Source organism: Mesorhizobium sp. M0633 (genome assembly GCF_040320645.1).
Taxonomy (GTDB): domain Bacteria; phylum Pseudomonadota; class Alphaproteobacteria; order Rhizobiales; family Rhizobiaceae; genus Mesorhizobium.
Window position 1 is genome coordinate 12,979 of the sequence record NZ_JAMYQC010000015.1, and the last position, 19,851, is coordinate 32,829.

General features: G+C 63.5%; 17 protein-coding genes. 8 read left to right on the plus strand and 9 right to left on the minus strand.

Annotated features, from left to right (window positions below):
* Window positions 1-3 precede the first annotated feature (3 nt).
* The 3 genes from NKI47_RS17315 (at window position 4) to NKI47_RS17325 (ending at window position 4,982) form a co-directional block, all read left to right on the plus strand.
* Window positions 4-1,473, plus strand: a complete 1,470-nt coding sequence (locus NKI47_RS17315; protein ID WP_352591936.1) for a sensor histidine kinase — start codon at window positions 4-6, stop codon at window positions 1,471-1,473.
* A gap of 11 nt (window positions 1,474-1,484) precedes the next feature.
* Window positions 1,485-4,439 carry a bifunctional [glutamine synthetase] adenylyltransferase/[glutamine synthetase]-adenylyl-L-tyrosine phosphorylase gene (locus tag NKI47_RS17320; protein ID WP_352591939.1) on the plus strand — a complete coding sequence of 985 codons (2,955 nt, stop codon included), beginning with the start codon at window positions 1,485-1,487 and terminating at the stop codon, window positions 4,437-4,439.
* Between the two features lie 63 nt (window positions 4,440-4,502).
* A complete protein-coding gene (locus NKI47_RS17325) occupies window positions 4,503-4,982 on the plus strand; it encodes an EF-hand domain-containing protein (protein WP_352591942.1) in 480 nt (159 codons plus the stop codon).
* A 51-nt stretch (window positions 4,983-5,033) separates the two neighbouring features.
* On the opposite strand, the gene NKI47_RS17330 is transcribed toward NKI47_RS17325, so the two are convergent.
* Complete coding sequence (locus NKI47_RS17330) at window positions 5,034-7,358, minus strand: PAS domain-containing sensor histidine kinase (RefSeq protein WP_352569857.1); 2,325 nt, start codon at window positions 7,356-7,358, stop codon at window positions 5,034-5,036.
* 189 nt (window positions 7,359-7,547) lie between these two features.
* Entirely contained in the window at window positions 7,548-10,193 is a 2,646-nt protein-coding gene (gene pepN, locus NKI47_RS17335) for an aminopeptidase N (protein ID WP_352569856.1), read from the minus strand.
* A gap of 154 nt (window positions 10,194-10,347) precedes the next feature.
* Between pepN and NKI47_RS17340 the strand changes: the two genes are divergently transcribed.
* The gene (locus NKI47_RS17340; RefSeq protein ID WP_352570006.1) at window positions 10,348-10,572 is read left to right on the plus strand and encodes a hypothetical protein; all 225 of its coding nucleotides are present in this window, start codon (window positions 10,348-10,350) and stop codon (window positions 10,570-10,572) included.
* Complete coding sequence (locus NKI47_RS17345) at window positions 10,569-11,546, plus strand: DMT family transporter (RefSeq protein ID WP_502894781.1); 978 nt, start codon at window positions 10,569-10,571, stop codon at window positions 11,544-11,546. Before NKI47_RS17340 ends, NKI47_RS17345 begins: the two co-directional genes overlap by 4 nt.
* Here NKI47_RS17345 and NKI47_RS17350 read toward each other — a convergent pair whose 3' ends face one another.
* The 3 genes from NKI47_RS17350 to NKI47_RS17360 form a co-directional block, all read right to left on the minus strand.
* Window positions 11,547-12,362 (minus strand): helix-turn-helix domain-containing protein, encoded by an 816-nt coding sequence (locus NKI47_RS17350; RefSeq protein ID WP_352591946.1) that lies wholly within the window; start codon window positions 12,360-12,362, stop codon window positions 11,547-11,549. It lies immediately after the preceding gene.
* Between the two features lie 105 nt (window positions 12,363-12,467).
* Window positions 12,468-13,349, minus strand: coding sequence for a uracil-DNA glycosylase (locus NKI47_RS17355; protein ID WP_352569853.1), 882 nt, complete (start codon window positions 13,347-13,349; stop codon window positions 12,468-12,470).
* 37 nt (window positions 13,350-13,386) lie between these two features.
* Window positions 13,387-14,031: a hypothetical protein gene (locus NKI47_RS17360; protein ID WP_023677808.1), complete on the minus strand. Its 645-nt coding sequence runs from the start codon at window positions 14,029-14,031 to the stop codon at window positions 13,387-13,389.
* On the opposite strand from NKI47_RS17360, the gene NKI47_RS17365 reads away from it, so the two are divergent.
* The 3 genes from NKI47_RS17365 to NKI47_RS17375 all read left to right on the plus strand — a co-directional run bounded on the left by NKI47_RS17365 (window position 13,982) and on the right by NKI47_RS17375 (window position 16,658).
* Window positions 13,982-14,164, plus strand: coding sequence for a hypothetical protein (locus tag NKI47_RS17365; RefSeq protein ID WP_198023574.1), 183 nt, complete (start codon window positions 13,982-13,984; stop codon window positions 14,162-14,164). The genes NKI47_RS17360 and NKI47_RS17365 overlap by 50 nt on opposite strands.
* Before the next feature lie 106 nt (window positions 14,165-14,270).
* Window positions 14,271-15,950 carry an electron transfer flavoprotein-ubiquinone oxidoreductase gene (locus NKI47_RS17370; RefSeq protein ID WP_023677807.1) on the plus strand — a complete coding sequence of 560 codons (1,680 nt, stop codon included), beginning with the start codon at window positions 14,271-14,273 and terminating at the stop codon, window positions 15,948-15,950.
* 111 nt (window positions 15,951-16,061) lie between these two features.
* The gene (locus NKI47_RS17375; protein ID WP_352454346.1) at window positions 16,062-16,658 is read left to right on the plus strand and encodes a DUF922 domain-containing protein; all 597 of its coding nucleotides are present in this window, start codon (window positions 16,062-16,064) and stop codon (window positions 16,656-16,658) included.
* 30 nt (window positions 16,659-16,688) lie between these two features.
* Here NKI47_RS17375 and NKI47_RS17380 read toward each other — a convergent pair whose 3' ends face one another.
* From NKI47_RS17380 to NKI47_RS17395, 4 genes are all read right to left on the minus strand, one after another.
* Window positions 16,689-17,726 (minus strand): endonuclease/exonuclease/phosphatase family protein, encoded by a 1,038-nt coding sequence (locus NKI47_RS17380; RefSeq protein ID WP_352591950.1) that lies wholly within the window; start codon window positions 17,724-17,726, stop codon window positions 16,689-16,691.
* Between the two features lie 80 nt (window positions 17,727-17,806).
* Window positions 17,807-19,309 carry an AMP nucleosidase gene (locus NKI47_RS17385; protein WP_352591953.1) on the minus strand — a complete coding sequence of 501 codons (1,503 nt, stop codon included), beginning with the start codon at window positions 19,307-19,309 and terminating at the stop codon, window positions 17,807-17,809.
* Between the two features lie 80 nt (window positions 19,310-19,389).
* Entirely contained in the window at window positions 19,390-19,584 is a 195-nt protein-coding gene (locus NKI47_RS17390; RefSeq protein WP_352454349.1) for a hypothetical protein, read from the minus strand.
* A gap of 41 nt (window positions 19,585-19,625) precedes the next feature.
* Window positions 19,626-19,778, minus strand: coding sequence for a hypothetical protein (locus tag NKI47_RS17395; protein WP_023677802.1), 153 nt, complete (start codon window positions 19,776-19,778; stop codon window positions 19,626-19,628).
* Window positions 19,779-19,851: the final 73 nt, after the last annotated feature.

Below are 19,851 nucleotides of genomic sequence, written 5' to 3' on the forward strand. Positions count from 1 at the left end.
CCCATGACTCTTTCCGTGCCGGCCATCATGAAGACGACGGCAGCGCGGCTTTCGGCGCTCTACCTCCTGCTGTTCGCCATCTGCGCGGTGCTGCTCGTGTTCTACATGACCTCGCTGTCGGCGCGCATGCTGACCGGCCAGACCCAGGACACGATCAACGACGAGGTGCTCGGCCTCGCCCGCGCCTATCAGCGCGGCGGCTTGCCGCTGCTGGTCCGTGTCGTCGAGCAGCGCTCCCGCCAGCCCGGCGCCAATCTCTATCTGATCGCCGATGCCAACGGCCAGATCCTGACCGGCAACGTGCAGAGCCTGGAGCCGGGCGTGATCGAGGCCGAGGGCTGGACCACCGAGCCGTTCTCCTACCGCCGCTTCGGTGAGGGCGAGCTCGAGCGGCAGCGCAACCCGGTCTCCGACCCGAACGAGCCCGCCCAGAGCGAAGTCCAGGCCGAAGGCGAGAAAGGCCACAACGCCATTGCCCTGGTGCTGCGCCTGCCCAACCAGATGATCATGCTGGTCGGCCGCGACCTCGGCGAGCCGGAGCGCTTCCGCGCCGTCATTCGCCGCGCCTTGATGCTGGCGCTCGGCATGATGGGCGTCGGCGGGCTGCTGATCTGGTTCTTCGTCGGGCGCGCGGCGCTGAAGCGCATCGACAGCGTGTCCGAGGCGAGCCGCCGTATCATGGGCGGCGATCTTTCCGGCCGGCTGCCGGTCACCGGCGCCGGCGACGAGTTCGACCGGCTGTCGGAAAACCTCAATTCCATGCTGGCCAGGATCGCCACGCTGAACGAGGGCCTGAAGCAGGTCTCCGACAACATCGCCCACGACCTGAAGACGCCGCTGACCAGGCTGCGCAATCGCGCCGAGGCGACGCTTTCCGGCAAGCACAACACCAGCGACTACCGGCAGGCGCTGGAAGGAACGATCGCCGAATCCGATCAGCTGATAAAGACCTTCAACGCCATCCTGATGATCTCGCGACTGGAAGCCGGCTATTCCTCGGAAAGCACCACCAGGGTTGATCTGGCCGCTGCCGTGCACGACGTCGTCGAACTCTACGAGCCGGTAGCGGAGGAGGCGGGCGTGACGCTCGAAACTTCGGTGCAAGGTTCCTTCGCCGTCAACGGCAATCGCGAGCTGATTGGCCAGGCGCTGTCCAACATCGTCGACAACGCGATCAAATATTCGACCGACTCGACCTCCAGGCCTACGGTTCGCGTGACGCTGGAGCGTGTCGGTAGCGAGATCAGACTCGCCGTCTCCGACAACGGCCAGGGCATTCCCGACGATGTCGACCGCGCCAGGGTGACCGAGCGTTTCGTGCGGCTGGAAAAGAGCCGCTCGCAGCCGGGTTCCGGCCTTGGCTTGAGCCTCGCCAAGGCGATCGTGACGTTCCACAATGGACGGCTTGAGCTTCTGCCCGGCAATCCCGGATTGTCCGTCGTCATGAGTTTTCCCGGGCGGGAGGATCGCTGATAGTGGCGAGGATGGCAGTGCGACGCCTCGAAACGGACTGGCTGTTGAAGCCGGCGATAAAGCTCGTTCCGCTGGATGCAAGCCGCGCCAGGCAGGGATTGTCGGAGATCGCCGACGCCGCGCGGCAAAAAGAACTGCCGCGACTGGCGAAATTCTTGGCAGGCAAGGGGGTCGTCCAGGATTTCCTCGCCGCCGTGTTCGACCTGTCGCCGTTCCTGCGCGATACCGCGCGCCGCCGGCCGCGGAGACTCGATGCGCTTTTCGACGAGACCATCGAGGCGCGGCTATCATCGATCGGCGCCGCGGTCGACAAGGCAGCACGCGTACAGGCCGTCTCCGAAAGCAGCCTGATGATGGAGCTGCGCCAATGCAAGGCGGAGGCGCATTTCCTGATCGCCTTGGCCGATCTCGCCGGCGAAGCCGAGACCTCGCTGACGGTGCGGCGACTGAGCGACCTTGCCGACGCCTGCACGCGTGCGGCTGTCGATTTCCTGCTCCGCGACGCGCATGAGCAAGGCAAGCTCCGATTGCCGGATGCCAAAAATCCGGCGCGACGCTCGGGCTGGATCCTGCTCGGCATGGGCAAGCTCGGCGCGCATGAGCTGAACTTTTCCTCCGACATCGACCTCGTCGTCTTCTTCGACCCCGATGCGCCAGCTGTCGTCGATCCGCTCGATGCAACCGAGCTGTTTTCGCGCCTGACCCGCCGGCTGGTCCGCATTCTCCAGGACCGCACCGAGCATGGTTATGTCTTCCGCACCGATCTCAGGCTTCGTCCCGACCCCGGCTCGACGCCGCTGGCGATCCCGGTCGAGGCGGCGCTGCGCTACTATGAGGCGCGCGGCCAGAACTGGGAGCGCGCCGCCATGATCAAGGCGCGCCCGGTGGCCGGCGATGTTGCCGCCGGCGCCGCGTTCCTGAAGGAGCTGCAGCCCTATATCTGGCGCAAATACATGGACTATGCGGCGATTGCCGACGTCCATTCGATCAAGCGCCAGATCCACGCCCACAAGGGCCATGGCGAGGTCGCAGTCAAGGGCCACAACGTCAAGCTCGGCCGCGGCGGCATCCGCGAGATCGAGTTCTTCGTCCAGACCCAGCAGCTCATCGCCGGCGGCCGCTTTCCCGAACTGCGCGGCCGCGAGACCGTGTCGATGCTCGGCGAGCTCTCCGCCCGCGGCTGGATCACCGCCGACGCGCGCGATGCACTCACCAGGCAATACTGGTTCCTGCGCCGCGTCGAACATGCCATCCAGATGGTTGCCGATCAGCAGACGCATATCCTGCCGGAGGACGAAGAGGGGCTGGAGCGCGTCGCCCGCATGCTGGGCTTTGCCGATGCGGCAGGCTTTGCCGAAACGTTCCGCGCGGCGCTGCACCAGGTCGAGCGCCACTATGCAGCGCTGTTCGAAACCGCGCCGGAGCTTTCGGCCGGCATCGGCAATCTGGTCTTTACCGGCGACGTCGACGATCCCGATACCTTGCAGACCTTGCAGCGGCTCGGCTTCCAGCGGCCGAGCGACATCTGCCGGGTTATCCGCGGCTGGCACTTCGGCCGCTACCGCGTCACCAGGTCGGCGGAAGCGCGCGAGCGGCTGACCGAACTGACGCCGGCGCTGCTGCAAGCCTTCGGCCAGACGCGGCGGGCGGACGAGGCAGTGATCCGCTTCGACGAATTCCTTGCCGGCCTGCCTGCCGGCATCCAGCTGTTTTCGCTGCTGCAGTCGAATCCGGCTTTGCTGAAGCTGATGGCGACTATCATGGGCGCGGCACCGCGGCTGGCCGCCATCATCACGCGCCGGCCGCATGTCTTCGATGGGCTGCTCGATCCGGCGCTGCTGAGCGAACTGCCAAACCGCGCCTATCTGTCGGCGCGCCTTGCCGCCTTCCTCGAAGGCGACAGAGCCTATGAAGACGTGCTCGACCGGCTGCGCATCTTTGCTTCGGAGCAAAAATTCCTGATCGGCGTCAGGCTGCTTGCCGGGTCGATCGACCCGCCGCGCGCCGGCCGCGCTTTTTCCGATCTCGCCGACCTGACCATCGAGGCGGCATTGCAGGCGGTGATGGCGGAATTCGCTTTGCGTCATGGCTATATTGCCGGCGGCCGGGTCGCGCTGCTCGGCATGGGCAAGCTCGGCAGCCGCGAACTGACGGCGGGCTCCGACGTCGACCTCATCCTGCTCTACGATCACGACGCCCATGCGGAGGAGTCCGACGGCGACAAGCCGCTTGCCCCGTCGCATTACTACAGCCGGCTGACACAGCGGCTGATCGCCGCCGTTTCCGCGCCGACCGCCGAGGGCGTGCTCTACGAGCTCGACCTTCGCCTGCGGCCGTCCGGCAACAAGGGGCCGGTGGCCACCCATGTCGACGCCTTCAAGAAGTATCAGCGCCAGGACGCCTGGACATGGGAGCACATGGCGCTGGCGCGCGCCCGCGCGATCGGCGGCGATGCCGAGCTCTGCCGCGAGGTCGAGGGAGAGGTTGCCGCAGTGCTCGCTCTGCCGCGCGATCCAGCCAAGGTGATGGCCGAGGCATCCGAGATGCGCGCCATGGTCGACAAGGAGAAGCCGCCGCGCGATCCCTGGGACATCAAGCAGATCCCGGGCGGCCTCATCGATCTCGAATTCATTGCCCAGGTTGCGCTGATCACCGGAAAGATCGAGGCAGGCCGCAGGGCCACCGGCACGGCTGAGGTCCTGTCGCGCCTGGCGCCGGATTTCGCCAGCGCCCAGGTCAGGCAGGAACTGGTGGATGCCTATTCGCTCTATCTGGCGCTGACCCAGATGATACGGCTTTGCCTCACCGGCGCGTTCGAACGCGACGACGTTCCGCCAGGGCTTTCGGATCTGCTTCTGGCCGTCACCGACCTGCCGGATTTCGGGGTGCTTGAAGCGCATCTCGGGGAGACGTCGCAGAAGGTCAGAAAGGATTTCGACCTTCTGCTTCGTGCGAGACAGCCGTGACGGTAACGGGCCGTAGGGTCGTTTCGGAAAGCATCGGGGGTGACGATGCAACAGGAGAAGACCATGAGAAAGACAACCAGACTTGCGCTCGTTTTCGCAGCCCTGGCCGGCGCCGTCGGCACCGCAGCCTATGCCGACGAGCACTCCGGCGCAGGGCCGCGCGACGGCATGATGATGCGCCTCGACAAGGTCATGAAGGACAATGACGGCACCATCACCTTCGACCAGTTCTCCGACGCCATGAACGCGCGGCTGAAGAAGATGGTCGCTGACAATGGCGGCAAGCTGACCGTGGCACAGCTCGCCGACGCGCTGGAGAAAGCACGCTTCGAGCAGATGGCCAGGCGCATCATCGCCCGTTACGACACCAAGGGCGACGGCACGCTGACCGCCGATGACATCACCAGCCGCCAGAAGAAGGTCTTCGCAGTGCTCGACCGTGACAATGACGGGAAAATCGAGAAGAACGAACTGCCGAAGGGTCCCGGCCGTCACCGCCAATGGGACGGCGAGGGCAATGATGGCGCTGACGGCATGCAGTGAGAATTGACAACCGCTCCGGCGGCGCGAGCCGCCGGAGACTTATTTTGTCATTCAGGCAGCGGCCCTGACCGCCTGCGCGGCTTTCTTGATCGGGATGCGTACCGAGACGATCGTGCCGACGCTTTCGGTCGAGCGGATCTTCAACGCGCCACCCTGAAGCTCGGCCAGCGAGCGCGAGATGGCGAGGCCGAGGCCGGAGCCGGCATGGCTCTTGGAGAACTGGTTTTGCACCTGTTCGAATGGCCGCCCGAGCTTGCTCAGCGCCGCCTTCGGGATGCCGCAGCCATTGTCCTCGATCGTCAGGATCAGCGCGCTGGAAATGCTGCGGGCTCTGACCGAGATGTGGCCGCCTTGCCCGGTGAACTTCACCGCATTGGACAGAAGGTTGATGAGGATCTGCTTGATCGCCCTGCGGTCGGCGAACAGCGTCAGCGAATCGGCGATGCGGGTTTCGACGGTGATCGACTTTTCCGCCGCCTGCAGAGAAACGACGCGAACCGTCTCCCTGATGAGCGGGCAGAGATCGATTTCTTCCTGATCCAGGGCGAACTGGCCGGCCTCGATCTTCGACATGTCGAGGATGTCATTGATCACACCGAGAAGATATTTGCCGCTGCCGTTGATGTCGGTGGCATACTCTTCGTAGCGCGGCGAACCCAGCGGCCCGAACAGCCGCCGTTCCATCAGTTCCGAGAAGCCGATGATCGCGTTGAGCGGGGTGCGCAACTCGTGCGACATGTTGGCCAGGAATTCGGATTTGGCCCGGTTTGCCGCTTCGGCGCGCTCGGTTTCCTTCATGTATTTGCGATTGAGTTCGACGAGCTCACGAGCCCGTTCTTCTTCCGCGCGGCGGGCAAGGCTGAGGTCATGGATTGTCGCCATCAGCCGGCGCTCGCTGTCGACCAGCTTCTCCTGGTGCAGCTTGATCTGGGTGATGTCGGAGCCGACGGAGACGGTACCGCCGTCCCTTGTCCGCAACTCGTTCACCTGCAGCCAGCGGCCGTCGGCAAGCTGGCGCTCGAAGGTCACGCCTCCCTGCGGTCCGTTGGTGTTGGCAAGCCGCCGCTCCGAGGCGAAGGCCAGCATGCGTTCCTCCAGAACGGCGCGCGGAGCGCCCGGCATCACGTCGCGATCCAACAGGCCGTTGTCCTGCTGGTATTTGGAATTGCACATGATCAGGCGCTCGGACGAATCCCACAGCACGAAAGATTCGTTGATGTTTTCGATGGCCGTTCTCAGGCGCAGGTCCGCCGCTTCGGAGCGCAGCGCCAGATGCCGCTGCTCGGTGACGTCGACGGCGATGCCGATCAGCTGGATCTCCGGCGCTTCCGGGTCGATAACGTGTGCTCTTGCGCGCATCCAAATCCATTGCCCGTCGGCATGGCGCATCCGGAACACCTGGTCGATATGGTCGATCTCGCGTGCGACGATCCTGTTGGCGAGTTCGAACAAATCGCCGTCCTCGGGATGAATGATTTCATCGACTTCGCCGAACGACAGCATCGTGTCACAAGGCTCGTAGCCCAGCATGTCGTACATCGAGCGCGACCAGTACATCTTGCCGCGCACCATGTCCCAATCCCACAGGCCGCAGCGGCCGCGCACCAGCGCCATGTCGATGCGCTGGTGGGCTTCGAGATAGATGCGATCGGCGGCCTGGGCGCGCGCCGCCTGGCCGAAATAGGCGTAGAGGATGATGATCAGCACGCCGGCCGTCAGCACGAACAGCGTGACGTTGAGCGAGACCGTCTTGCGCCAGGCGTCAAAAACTGCCTCCTGCGGCACGAACGCGGCCGCGGCACCCCTTCGGCCATTCGCCAGGCTCACTGCCGCGTACCAGTCCTGTCCGCCGATGTTGACCTCCATTACCCCGGCGCGGTCGCCGAACATGAACAGCGGCTGCCCGCCCTGCACGACGCCATCGAGCGATCGCCCCTCCCAGTGCATCGACTGCGGCGATACGGCAATGATCTTGAAGGCGCTATCGGTGATCGCCAGTACGTGGCTTCGGCCCATCGCGCCCTGACGACCGGTGCTCTCCAGCAGGTCCTGGATCGCGCCGGGCGCGGAAACCATGGTCGCGTCGGCGATCGAACTGGCCAGTTGGCCGGCGGCCAGCGCAAGGATCGCCTTGGCGTCGCGCTCGATCTCGTCGCGCTCGTTCATCAGCGACAGAAAGCGCAGTACTGCGATGATCAACAGAAACATGATGATGAGGGCCGGGATCGATCGCCGCAACAGCGGCTCGGCTGCCAGCAGCCGTCGGTAGGCAGGTTCGGCGATGAGCCGCGTATTGCCCGCGAGACCGTCGCTTCGCGCCTCGCGACGCTCAAACGCCGTCCCACCGGGCGCGCCCCACGCGTCCGCCTTCGCCATAAATGGCACTCCCCGATTTTCTGTCCCGCTTGACGATCCGGCAACGCCGCACTTCCGAATCGTCACTAAAGAATCAAAGGTGATTCGCCTTGTCCAGAGGCGCGACGAAAAAAGATTAAAAATCGACTAAAATAATGGGGTTTTCGGGTGGTCTTCCCTTTTTCCCACAAGGGGAGAACGGGAGGTCGCTTACGCCAGGGTGCGCTCGACGATGTCTCGCAAATCGGCCGACAGCTTCTCGGTATTGGCGATCGAAAGCAACGCCTCCCTTGCCTTGGCCTGCCGCACCGGTTCGAGCGAGCGCCACGACCTGAGCGCCGTCGCCAGCCTGGCGGCCACCTGCGGGTTGCGTTTTTCGACCTGCAGCACCGTTTCGACGAAAAGCCGGTAGCCTTGGCCGTCGGCGCGATGGAAGCCGGTCTGGTTGGCGCTGGAAAACGTACCGATGAGTGCCCGTACCCGGTTCGGGTTGGCCATCGAGAACGCCGGGTGGCTGGTCAAGGCGCGCACCGCGTCCACGGTTTGCGGGCCGGGCACGCTGGCCTGGGTCTGGAACCATTTGTCCATGACCAGCGGATCGGTTCCATATTTCGCCTCGAAATCGGCCAGTGCCATGGTCGCCTCAGGTGAGCCATGGTGACGGTGCGCAAGAACGGTCAACGCCGCGGCACGATCCGTCATGTTGGTCGCCGATTGGAAGTGCCCGGCAGCGAGTCCCGCACCTCCCGGCAGCAAGGAGAGATAGTCCAGCAGGACATTGCGCAGAGCCCGCCGCCCGGCACTGGCCGCGTCCGGGCTGAACGGGCCATTGTCGGCGAGCCGATCGTAAAGTTTGGAGAATATCTCGCGGTTGGCCTCGGCGATCGCAACTGCCAGCGCCTCGCGCGCCGCGAAAATGGCGTCGGGGTCGATGTTCTTGCCGATGTCGCGGGCGATATCGGCCTCGCCGGGCAGCGCCAGGGCCAGTGCCCGATAGGCGGGTTCGAGTGCTTCGTCGCCGGCTGTCTTGCCGGCAAGCTCGGTCAGCCGGGCGCTGATCTCGGTTGGCCTGTGGTCCAGGATCTGGCGGAAACCGGCAATCAGCGCATCGGTCAAAAGCGTGTTGAACGACTGCCAGCGCGAGAAGGCGTCACTGTCGTGGCCAGCCAGAAAAAACTGGTCGTCGGGCCGCTGCTCGACCGAAAGTGTCACCGGCGCCGAAAAGCCGCGGTTGAGCGACATGGCCGGACGCTCGACAATCCCGGAAAACCTGACGACATGGCGGCGTTTGCGGATATGGATGACACCGTCCTCGACATTCGCCCCTTCGACGCCGCTATGGGCTATCGCCTCGCCACCGGCGCCAACCAGGCCGAAGGCAAGCGGAATGTGCATCAGCCGCTTTCGGCTTTCCGCCGGTGTTGGCGGCACCGACTGCTCGATTTCGAGCGTGAATTCCCGCGCCGCCGGATTATACGCCGAACTGACGGTCAGGTTCGGCGTACCGGCCTGATGATACCACAGCGAAAACTGCGACAGGTCGCGACCTGAGACGTCTTCGAACACTTTGATGAAGTCTTCGATCGTCGCCGCCTGGCCGTCGTGACGTTCGAAGTAGAGGTCCATGCCGGCGCGGAACGTCTCGGCGCCGAGGATGGTATGGATCATGCGCACGACTTCCGAGCCTTTTTCGTAGACCGTCGCCGTGTAAAAATTGTTGATCTCGCGGTAGCGGCGAGGCCGGACCGGATGCGCCAGCGGCCCTTGGTCCTCGGGAAACTGATGGGCGCGCAGCGTACGCACCTCGGCGATGCGCTTGACGGCGCGCGAGCGCTGATCGGCCGAGAATTCGTGGTCGCGGAAAACCGTCAGCCCTTCCTTCAGGCAAAGCTGGAACCAGTCGCGGCAAGTGATTCTGTTACCTGTCCAATTGTGGAAATACTCATGCGCGATGATGGCTTCGATATTGGCGAAATCGGCGTCGGTCGCAGTTTCCTGGTCGGCAAGAACGTACTTGTCGTTGAAGATGTTGAGGCCCTTGTTCTCCATTGCGCCCATATTGAAGTCGGACACGGCGACGATGTTGAAGACATCGAGGTCGTATTCGCGGCCGAATGCCTCCTCGTCCCATTTCATTGACCGTTTCAAAGCGTCCATGGCGTAGCCGGCGAGCCTCTCCTTGCCCGGTTCGACATAGATTCCGAGCTCGACCTTGCGGCCAGACAGGGTGACGAGACTGTCCGAGATCTTGCCGAGGTCGCCCGCCACCAGCGCAAACAAATAGGACGGCTTGGGGAAGGGGTCGTGCCAGACCGCATAGTGCCAGCCGCCGGCAAGCTCGCCGCCATCGGCCGGGTTGCCGTTGGACAAAAGCAGCGGCGCCTCACGGCGCTGAGCTTCGATGCGGACCGTATAGACCGACAGGATGTCGGGACGGTCGAGGAAATAAGTGATGCGGCGAAAGCCTTCGGCCTCGCATTGTGTGCAATAGACGTCGCTCGAGCGATAGAGGCCCATTAGCGCTTCGTTCTGCGCCGGCGCCAACACGGTTTCAATTCTCAGCTGGAAGCGCCTTGTCGCAGGGGGGCTGATGATTGTCAGTTGATCGGGCGTGGCGAGAAAATCCGCAGGGCTCGGTTCCTGGCCGTCGATGGCGATGCTGCGGAGCGTCAGCCCGTCGCCATCCAGCACCAGTGGCACCGACGCCGCAATCCCGTCGCGGCGTTCGACCGTCAGCACGGCGGTCACATGCGTTGCTTCAGGCGAAAGGCGGAAAGTCAGGCTGGTTTCCGGAATGAGATAATCACTGGGGCGATAGTCTTCGAGCTTGAAGACCTGGCCGGTATCTGTGCGCATTCCTTGATTTTTCCTGTCGATCCGGGAGCGGCGGGCGGGTCCGCTGGTCCAAATAATTTGAAGTCTGCGCTCTTTACACGAAACGTTCCCTCGACAAAACTGCAGCGACGTCTATTTCAGGCGATCATTTCCCAAGCATCATCGCGAGGCTTCCATGACCGTCGTCACGCCGAAATTCGGAACGAGCGCCTCTGTGTTGCGTCGCGAGGATATGGCCTTCATCAAGGGCGCGCGGGAGGCGGGTACGATCGGGTCGACGCCTGCCGCGCTCAATGCGGTGACCGACGCGCTCTACCGCACCTACGGCATCAGGCATATCGACATGCCGGCAACGCCGGCGTGCATCTGGGCGGCGATCGAGGAAGCAAAAGGGGCGTGACAGCCAGACCGGATTTGCCAGTGCTTGCAGCTGGCGACCTTGCCGGCGAGCACAGCACGCTGACCGGGATCTTGCTCAAGATCGTATCGGTGGCGGTCTTCGTCGGCATGTCGTCCTGCATCAAGGCGGCAGGCACCGTGCCGGCGGGCCAGATCGTCTTCTTCCGCTCCTTCTTTGCCATTTTTCCGATCATCGCCTTCCTCGCCTTCCAGGGAAAACTCGGAACCGCCTTTTCGACAAAGCGCCCGCTCAACCACATTGCGCGCGGCGTCGTCGGTGTCTGTGCCATGGGGCTCGGCTTCTTCGCGCTGACGCGGCTGCCGCTGCCGGAGGCGATCACACTCAACTACGCGCAGCCGCTGCTGGTCGTGGTGTTCAGTTCGATCTTCCTCGGCGAAGCCATCCGCATCTATCGCTGGAGTGCGGTTGCCGTCGGCCTGGTCGGGGTGCTGATCATCTCGTGGCCGGAACTGACGCTGCTCAGTTCGGGCGCTGCCCTTGGCGATCAGGAGGTGCTTGGCGTCATCGCCGCCCTCATAGCCGCGGCGATCTCGGCCATCGCCATGCTCCTGGTTCGCAACCTCGTCCAGAGCGAGCGGACGGCGACCATCGTGCTGTGGTTTTCGGTAACCGCGAGCGTCATGGCGCTGCTTTCGCTGCCATTCGGCTGGCAGGCGCTGACGCCAGCACAGGCGGGGCTTCTGATTGCCGCGGGTTTTTGCGGCGGGCTTGGCCAGATCCTGATGACCTCGGCCTATCGCCATGCCGAGGCTTCCGTCGTAGCACCTTTCGAATACACTTCGATGATCCTCGGCGTCGTCGTCGGCTATCTGGTCTTTGGCGACGTCGCCACGATCAACATGCTGGTCGGCGGCATGATCGTGGTTGCGGCGGGGATTTTCATCATCTGGCGCGAGCGCCAGCTGGGTCTCGAACGCACCCGCACCCGCAAGGCCGTCGCGCCGGAAGGGTGATCAGCCCGCTGCGTCGGTCCGCTCTTTCGCCAGCCGCATCAGCACCGCCCGCGTCTGCTCGTCGGCGGGGAAAAAAGATTCGATCGCCAGCTCCGACAGCGTCACGTCGAGCGGCGTGCCGAACACGGTGATGGTGCTGATGAACGACAGCACCGCGTCGTCATGGGCAAGCTTGAGCGGATGGACAATCGCGTTCGGTTCGACCGGCGCCGGCCGGCTGCTTTTAAGGCCGGACGGATAGGCCCGAAGCTCGCGCTCGAGCTCGACCAGAACCGGATCGGCGGCAGCGTCGTTCTGCCGCTTCAGCCGCTCCAGAAGATGCGTCCGCCATTCCGCAAGGTTGACGATGCGCGGCGCGATGCCGCCGGGATGCAGGCTGAGGCGCAAAACGTTGACCGGCGGCTTCAGCAGGGAGGCGTCGGCGACATTGGCGAGGAACGGGCCGATGGCGGCGTTCGCCGACACCAGGTTCCAATGCCGGTCGACGGCAAGCGCCGGGAACGGCTCGTGCGCCTTGAGCACGGTCTCGACCGCCGCCATCGCCGGTGCCATCGAGGCATCGTCAAGTGGTCGTTCGCTGAAGCTCGGGGCAAAGCCGGCGGCCAGCAGCAGCTGGTTGCGCTGCCTGAGCGGGATCGAAAGCTGCTCCGCCAGATGCAGCACCATGTCACGCGAGGGTGCGGCGCGGCCGCTTTCAACGAAACTCAGATGCCGCTGCGAGACCTCGGCCTCCATAGCGAGGTCGAGCTGGCTCATGCGCCGGCGTGTACGCCATTCGCGAATGAGACTGCCGGCGGAAATCTGGGCTGCTGTCATGACGAGATGACTAGGCCGGCAGTGGGCGCATTTCAATTACCTGCTAGGTCATGATGCCGCCCTTCCTTCCTCGCAAGGGGAGGACGGAAGACGCGTTCTGCACCGTTACCCAAGTGCCCGCAACTTCGCCTTCACTTCGAGGAAATCCCGCCACGCCAGCTTCTTGTGCGCCGGCGTTCTCAACAAATAGGCCGGATGCAGGGTCGGCATCGCGGGAATGGCGACGCCAGACGGAGTCGTGTGGACGCGCCAGTTGCCGCGCAGCCGCAATATGCCTTCGGAGGTGTTGAGCAGGGTCTTTGCCGACGGGCCGCCGAGATTGACCAGCACCTTCGGATTGACCAGTTCGATCTGCCGCTCGATGAACGGCCGGCAGATCTCGGTCTCGTGCGGCGTCGGCGTGCGGTTGCCCGGCGGCCGCCAGGGAATCACGTTGGCGATGTAGGCAGATGTCCGGTCAAGACCGATCGCGGCCAGCATGCGGTCGAGCAGCCGGCCCGAGCGGCCGACGAACGGCAAGCCCTCTATGTCCTCGTCGCGGCCCGGTGCTTCGCCGACCAGCATCACCGCGGCAGTCGGATTGCCGTCGGCGAACACCAAGTTCTTGGCGGTGAATTTAAGATTGCAGCCGTCGAATGCCGCCATGTGCTGGCGAAGCTCGTCGAGGCTTGCCGCCGATCTCGCCAGTTGCCGCGCCAATGCCGCCTGCGCCTCGTCGGGCACCGTTGACATGGCCGCGGACGTTCGCACTGCCGGTGCCGTATTCGGTCTCTCGCCCATTTCGGCGCGCGACACGCTCGTCGAGCGATGAGGCGATGCATTTTCACCGGCCGGCAGAGCGGCCGCCGCAGGCACCCGCTCCGGCGGCCTGGCTTCTGCAAACCTGTTTACCGGCTGTTCTTCAAGTGCCTCGTCGACGCCGGCGCTGGCGTAGAAGGCCAGCAGCTCGGCGAGATCGGCTCGGCTAGTGTGGGGGGCGGCAGTCATGGTTTCACATTCGGCCGCGGAGCTTGAATTTGCAAGTTCAGCTCGACGGTATGCGCGGATCCTGCACCAGATAGAACGTCCAGCGCGGCGTGTAGTCGGTGATCAGGAAATAGAAGCTGGCGGTCTTCAGCGGGTCGATCTTGCCGTTCTTGAACAGCAGGCGGTCATACGGTTCGAAATTGCGGTCGAAATCGGCGTAGCTGCTCGACCAGATATTTTCGGGCGTTTTGTTGCGCTGGTCGAACGACAGGCCGTCGCCGAACACGCTCGGCTGGTCGAGGATCTCCTGGAGTTCGAACTGGAACTCGACCCAGGCTTGGCCGCTATTGTTGAGCACGTCGATGCGCATATACATCAGACCATTGGCGAAGTCTCCCGCCTTGCCGAACGGCTGGATCGGCCTTGTCGTGCGAATGGCCAGCGTTACCGGCGTCGCTGAATTCAGCTCTTCGGTGATGACCAGCGGATCCTCCTTCGTGCCGATGCCGGAAGCCCCGGTGATGCGGAAACCGCCGCGCTCGTCGGAAAAGGAATAGGCGCCGGTCGCCCAGACCAGTTGCTGCTCGGCACGGGCATCGAGGGCCGTCAGTGGCAGAAGCGCCAAGAGCGCCGCACGGCAAAACCGGCCGGGCGTGAAAAAAAAGCGCGTCGATGAAAAGCCAGCCGGCCCGAATATGCGCATGGCGGGAAGTATGGCCGATAAGCAAGCCGTCGAACAATTAAAAACATCAGTGCGACATATCTGTGCAAACGGAATAGGATTGAAGATTGATGCTCGTCACCGCGAATCTGTGCGGCAGGACGCGACTTTTTGACGAAATCGGTATTGTCACGTCCGCGCCGGTTTCCCGTCGCTATTTGATGCGCTATGCAGCGCGTGAGCCAGCAAGATGCCGGGAATAGCGAGCCAGTGAGGGATCGATGAGCGATATCGAACGCGAAAGCATGGAATTCGACGTGGTCATCGTCGGCGCCGGCCCGGCCGGCCTCGCCGCCGCGATCCGTCTCAAGCAGGTCAATCCCGAGCTTTCCGTCGTCGTGCTGGAAAAGGGCGGCGAAGTCGGTGCGCACATCCTGTCCGGCGCCGTCGTCGATCCGATCGGCATCGACCGGCTGCTGCCCGGCTGGCGCGAAGAGGAGGGTCATCCCTTCAGGACACCGGTCACCGACGACCATTTCCTGGTTCTCGGCCCCGCCGGTTCGTTCCGTCTGCCCAATATCCTGATGCCGCCGCTGATGAACAATCACGGCAACTATATCGTCTCGCTCGGCAATGTCTGCCGCTGGCTGGCGACCAAGGCCGAGGCGCTGGGCGTCGAGATCTATCCGGGCTTTGCCGCGGTCGGCCTGCTCTACAACGAGGCCGGTGCGGTCACCGGCGTCGTCACCGGCGACATGGGCGTCGAGAAGGACGGCACGCACGGTCCGGGCTTTGCGCCGGGCATGGCGCTGATGGGCAAATATGTCTTGATCGGCGAGGGCGCGCGCGGCTCGCTGGCCAAGCAACTGATCGCCAAACACCACCTTTCCGACGGTCGTGAGCCCGGAAAATACGGCATCGGCCTCAAGGAACTCTGGCAGATCAAACCGGAAAACCACCGGCCCGGCCTTGTCCAGCATTCCTTCGGCTGGCCGCTCGATATGAAGACCGGCGGCGGCTCCTTCCTCTACCATCTCGAGGACAACCAGGTGGCAGTCGGCTTCGTCGTTCACCTGAACTACAAGAACCCCTATCTGTCGCCCTTTGACGAGTTCCAGCGCTTCAAGACCCATCCGGCGATCCGCGGCACCTTCGAGGGTGCCAAGCGGCTGGGCTACGGTGCCCGCGCCATCACCGAAGGCGGCTGGCAGTCGGTGCCGAAACTGTCCTTTCCCGGCGGTGCGCTGATCGGCTGCGCGGCCGGCTTCGTCAACGTGCCGCGCATCAAGGGCTCGCACAATGCCGTGCTCTCCGGAATGCTGGCGGCCGAGCATGTCTGTGATGCGATAGCCGCCGGCCGCACCAATGACGAGCTGGCCTCCTACGAGGCCACCTGGCGCGCCACCGATATCGGCAAGGACCTGAAGAAAGTGCGCAACGTCAAGCCGCTATGGTCGCGCTTCGGCACCATTGTCGGCGTCGGCCTTGGCGGCCTCGACATGTGGCTGAACACGCTGTTCGGCTTCTCGCCCTTCGGCACGATGAAGCACGGCAGGGCCGACTACGCGACGCTGGAACCGGCCGCCGCGCACCAGAAGATCGCCTACCCGAAGCCGGACGGGGTGCTGACCTTCGACCGGCTGTCGTCGGTGTTCCTGTCCAACACCAACCACGAGGAGAACGAGCCGGTGCATCTGCTCGTCGCCGACATGGACCTGCAGAAGCGCTCCGAGCATGACGTCTATGCGGGGCCCTCGACGCGTTACTGCCCGGCCAGCGTCTACGAATGGGTCGACAAGGATGGCAATGCCGCCGCCGATCCTGCGGCCAAGGATGTGCGCTTCGTCATCAACGCGCAGAACTGCGTGCACTGCAAGACTTGCGACATCAAGGACCCGAACCAGAACATAAATTGGGTGCCGCCACAGGGCGGCGAGGGCCCGGTCTACCAGAACATGTAAGTCACAAGGTTTGCTCCGGACTAAACAAGATGAGGAGCAGCGCAACCGTAGGATTGTTGAATAAACCGCCTGCCTGTGTTTCCTTTCTGCGGCGACAGGGAGGAAGGAAAAATGCGCCTGGCAGTTCTGACGAGCGTTGTGGCGATCGGGGCATTGTGCGCCCCTGCAGCCTTGGCCGGCACTAAGGTGCTGGTCAAGACACGAACTTACAGCATTGCCGGAACCACCGGCGCGGCCCTGATCGAGGCCATGGATCGCAGTGGGCCGAAGCACGGCTTCATGACCCACGCCATCGCGCAGACCGGCTACAGCGTCGATGATTGGACCTTCGACGCCCATCGGGAAAACGGCGTCTGCCGCCTGCGCCAGGCCAACGGGACGCTCAATCTCTTCTATACCTATCCCAAACTAGTCTCAGCCACGTCGCCTGCGCTGCAGAAGCGCTGGAAGCGGTTCTTCGCTGGCGTCCGCGCCCATGAAGAGACCCATGGCCGCATCGCCAGACAGATGATGCGGGCCACCGAAAAGTCGGTTCGAGGGCTGACAGTCGGTGATGACCCGCACTGTTTCGAGGCACGTCGCGAGGCAAAGCGCCGGATCAATGCCATCTATGCCGAATACGAGGCAAAGCAGATCGCCTTCGATGCGCACGAGCATCGCGACGGCGGCCCTGTCGAGCACCTCATCCGCGCTTTTGTGGGCCAGTAATAAGCCAGGTCGAGATTGGACTGCGGATTTTCAGCTTCGCGTCCCGCCAGGCAGCGCCGCAAGCGCGGTCGCCGTCTGGTGCTCGTCGAGCGGCTTTTGTTCATCCGACCGTAGCGAAAACTCCACCAGCACCGGCAGATGGTCTGAGCCGGTGTCCTCAAGGGTCGACGCCGAACGGATAACGATGGCGCCCTTGCTGAAAACCTGGTCGATCGGCAGTCCGGCGAAGCGCAGGAAATCCGGCAGCCTTCTGTAGAGCCAGGTCGGCCCGACCGACGGCATTACAGTCAGCTTGCCAAGCGATGCGACGCGCCGGACGGCGGCGCTCCATGGCGCTGCGTTGCAGTCGCCTGCCAGGATCGACGTCTCGCCAAGCGAGGCGATTTCGTCAGACAACCCTCCAATCTGCCGTGATTGGTTGTGCGGCCATGGCCAGGTGAGGTGGATGGCGGCGACATCGACGTCGGTTCCGCCGAAATCGACCGTGGCGATCGCCATCGCGCCGCGGCTGTCGCAGTGCGGCTCCGTGCCTATGGCAAACGGTCGTCTGGACAGCAGCGCAACGCCGAACACGCCATTGGGATATGGGCAGAGGATCCGGTGGGGATAGGCGCCGGATAGCAGCCCAAGCTTTGCCTTCCACATCTCGGACACCTCGTCGAGGGTGATCACATCAGGCTGGGTCCGGCCGATCAGCGACAGCACCTTCTCAGGCGTTGGATTGTTGAACCTGAGGTTCATCTGCAGCAGGCGGTAGACTGGCTCGTCACCGGGTTTGGCTTCGTAGCCGGCCTGCACCTGCCATAGCCGCGAAAGCGGCAAGGCATTCGACGTAGTGGCAAAGGAGGCTATCGCAAACAGCAATGCGGCCGCGGCCTGCAGGCGAAACGAGGTGGCGAGCAGCGGCAGCGCGCAAAGCGCCATCAGCACCGAAAAATGGACGCGGAAATGAGCAAAGGAATCGAGGGCCGGATGCAGCGATCCGAAGAACCCGGCCACCAGCGCGGCCGAGAGCGCAAGCATTGCGACGAATGCCAGCGCAACCGTCATGTCCCGAACACGTGCCATCGCTTTGTCTATCGGCAGAAGTGCGGCTCAATCAAGATGACGAAATGTCCTGACCTGGACCGACACATGCAATTCGGCATTTACTGGAAGGCAGTTTCCGAAAAGCTCCTGAGCTTGCGCGAATGCAGCCGCTCCATCGGCATTTCAGCCAGCTTCTCCATCGCCCTGATGCCGATGGTCAGATGCTGCGCTACTTGCCGCTTGTAGAACTCGGTCGCCATGCCCGGCAACTTCAATTCGCCATGCAGCGGCTTGTCGGATACGCAAAGCAGCGTGCCATAGGGCACCCGGAAGCGGAAGCCGTTGGCGGCGATCGTCGCCGATTCCATGTCGAGAGCGATCGCCCGCGACTGCGACAGCCGCTGCACCGGCCCGCGCTGGTCGCGCAGCTCCCAATTGCGGTTGTCGATAGTGGCGACGGTGCCGGTGCGCATGATGCGCTTGAGATCATATCCGGAAAGCCCGGTGACCTCGGCGACCGCTTCCTGCAGCGCCACCTGGATTTCGGCTAGCGGCGGGATCGGCACCCAGACCGGAAGATCGTCGTCGAGGACATGGTCTTCCCGTACGTAGGCATGCGCCAGCACATAATCCCCGAGCGCCTGCGTGTTGCGCAGGCCGGCGCAATGGCCGAGCATCACCCAGGCATGCGGCCGGAGCACCGCGATATGGTCGGTGATCGTCTTGGCGTTGGAAGGGCCAACGCCGATATTGACCATGGTGATGCCGCCATGGTTCGGCTTCTTCAGATGATAGGCCGGCATCTGCGGCAGGCGAGGGGGCGCAGCACTCTCACCGGGCGCGCCGTCCCCCACTTTGGTCACGATGTTGCCCGGCTCGACGAACTCGACATATCCGTCACCGCCATTGGCCATCAATTCGCGTGCACGGGCGACGAATTCGTCGATATAGAATTGGTAGTTGGTGAACAGCACGAAGTTCTGGAAATGCTGGGGGCTGGTCGCCGTATAGTGCGACATCCGGTGCAGCGAATAATCGATGCGTTGCGCGGTGAACGGCGCCAGCGGCCGTGCCTCGCCCAATGCCACTTCGAACGTGCCGTTGGCGATCTGGTCGTCGGTGCCGTCGAGATCTGGCACGTCGAACAGGTCACGGATCGGCCGTTTGATGCGTTCGGCAGCAGCGCCGTCGACATGGGTGCCTTCGAGGAAGGCGAAATGCAGCGGGATGGGAGTGGTCGATTCCGAAACCGTGACGGGAACGCCGTGGTTGCGCATGATTAGCCGAAGCTGTTCGGTGAGGTAGCTTTCGAAAAGAGCAGGCTGGGTGATGGTGGTTGAGAAATGCCCCGGCGTCGGCATGTGGCCATAGGCCTGCCTCGAGTCGATTTGGGTGAACGAACTCGTGGTGACGCCGATCTCCGGATAGAAGGCCCGGTAGCGTTTGTTGTTGTCGCCGCCCGCGGCGAGCGCGGCAAATGAATCGCGCAGGAACTTGGTGTTGCGGTCGTAAAGCACCTGCAGGGCCGCGACCGCCTTCTTGGCATCGTTGAAGCTCTGTTGGCCAAACGGCTCCGGCGTGACGACCGATTCAATGGCTTGGGGATAGATTCGCTTTTCCATGACTCAATATAGAGAGTTGGACGCGCGGTTGGGAGGGGGTAAGGCGGCCTCAATACGCGCTGTCGGCGTTTTTCGGTCTGCTAACCGCGCTGCAGGCTAACCAGCAGCACAAAGCCGAGGCCTGACTTCCTCAACGCAGGCGCCTCGATCGTCGAGCCAGCATTGGTGCGCATCGTCGGCACGGCCAGTACCGGGACCGAAAGAACAGTCAGGATGAGCGCCGCGCGCGGCAGCAGCCGAAGCGTCTTGAGGGTGTTGGCGGCGAGGCGGTTCATCGGCGTTTTGCTTTTCTCTAAAGGTTCAGCTCTTTGTCGTTTCAGTGGTGAAGATGGTTCAAGCAACCGAGTCGGCAGGAACTTGCGACGTCCCAGGAGCGGGACGGCCGGCCGGCTTCGGCGACAAGGACGGCGAACAACATGCCGAACAGGCTCATCAGCAGGCAGACGATGGTGAAGCGGCGGGCAAGCATTGCGCGGTGTCTCCTTCAATACGCATGACAATGCCTTGCCCCGGCTGAACCGGCTCTGATGGCTCCGTTCATC

What these genes read in the sequence shown, in the direction of transcription:
- NKI47_RS17355 (WP_352569853.1), bottom strand. Translation starts at nt 13,349, where the DNA reads ATGACTGCCGCCCCCCACACTAGCCGAGCCGATCTCGCCGAGCTGCTG.
- NKI47_RS17380 (WP_352591950.1), bottom strand. Translation starts at nt 17,726, where the DNA reads ATGGCACGTGTTCGGGACATGACGGTTGCGCTGGCATTCGTCGCAATG.
- NKI47_RS17330 (WP_352569857.1), bottom strand. Translation starts at nt 7,358, where the DNA reads ATGGCGAAGGCGGACGCGTGGGGCGCGCCCGGTGGGACGGCGTTTGAG.
- NKI47_RS17360 (WP_023677808.1), bottom strand. Translation starts at nt 14,031, where the DNA reads ATGCGCATATTCGGGCCGGCTGGCTTTTCATCGACGCGCTTTTTTTTC.
- NKI47_RS17370 (WP_023677807.1), top strand. Translation starts at nt 14,271, where the DNA reads ATGAGCGATATCGAACGCGAAAGCATGGAATTCGACGTGGTCATCGTC.
- NKI47_RS17340 (WP_352570006.1), top strand. Translation starts at nt 10,348, where the DNA reads ATGACCGTCGTCACGCCGAAATTCGGAACGAGCGCCTCTGTGTTGCGT.
- NKI47_RS17350 (WP_352591946.1), bottom strand. Translation starts at nt 12,362, where the DNA reads ATGACAGCAGCCCAGATTTCCGCCGGCAGTCTCATTCGCGAATGGCGT.
- NKI47_RS17395 (WP_023677802.1), bottom strand. Translation starts at nt 19,778, where the DNA reads ATGCTTGCCCGCCGCTTCACCATCGTCTGCCTGCTGATGAGCCTGTTC.
- NKI47_RS17315 (WP_352591936.1), top strand. Translation starts at nt 4, where the DNA reads ATGACTCTTTCCGTGCCGGCCATCATGAAGACGACGGCAGCGCGGCTT.
- NKI47_RS17390 (WP_352454349.1), bottom strand. Translation starts at nt 19,584, where the DNA reads ATGAACCGCCTCGCCGCCAACACCCTCAAGACGCTTCGGCTGCTGCCG.
- NKI47_RS17325 (WP_352591942.1), top strand. Translation starts at nt 4,503, where the DNA reads ATGAGAAAGACAACCAGACTTGCGCTCGTTTTCGCAGCCCTGGCCGGC.
- NKI47_RS17375 (WP_352454346.1), top strand. Translation starts at nt 16,062, where the DNA reads ATGCGCCTGGCAGTTCTGACGAGCGTTGTGGCGATCGGGGCATTGTGC.
- pepN (WP_352569856.1), bottom strand. Translation starts at nt 10,193, where the DNA reads ATGCGCACAGATACCGGCCAGGTCTTCAAGCTCGAAGACTATCGCCCC.
- NKI47_RS17385 (WP_352591953.1), bottom strand. Translation starts at nt 19,309, where the DNA reads ATGGAAAAGCGAATCTATCCCCAAGCCATTGAATCGGTCGTCACGCCG.
- NKI47_RS17320 (WP_352591939.1), top strand. Translation starts at nt 1,485, where the DNA reads ATGGCAGTGCGACGCCTCGAAACGGACTGGCTGTTGAAGCCGGCGATA.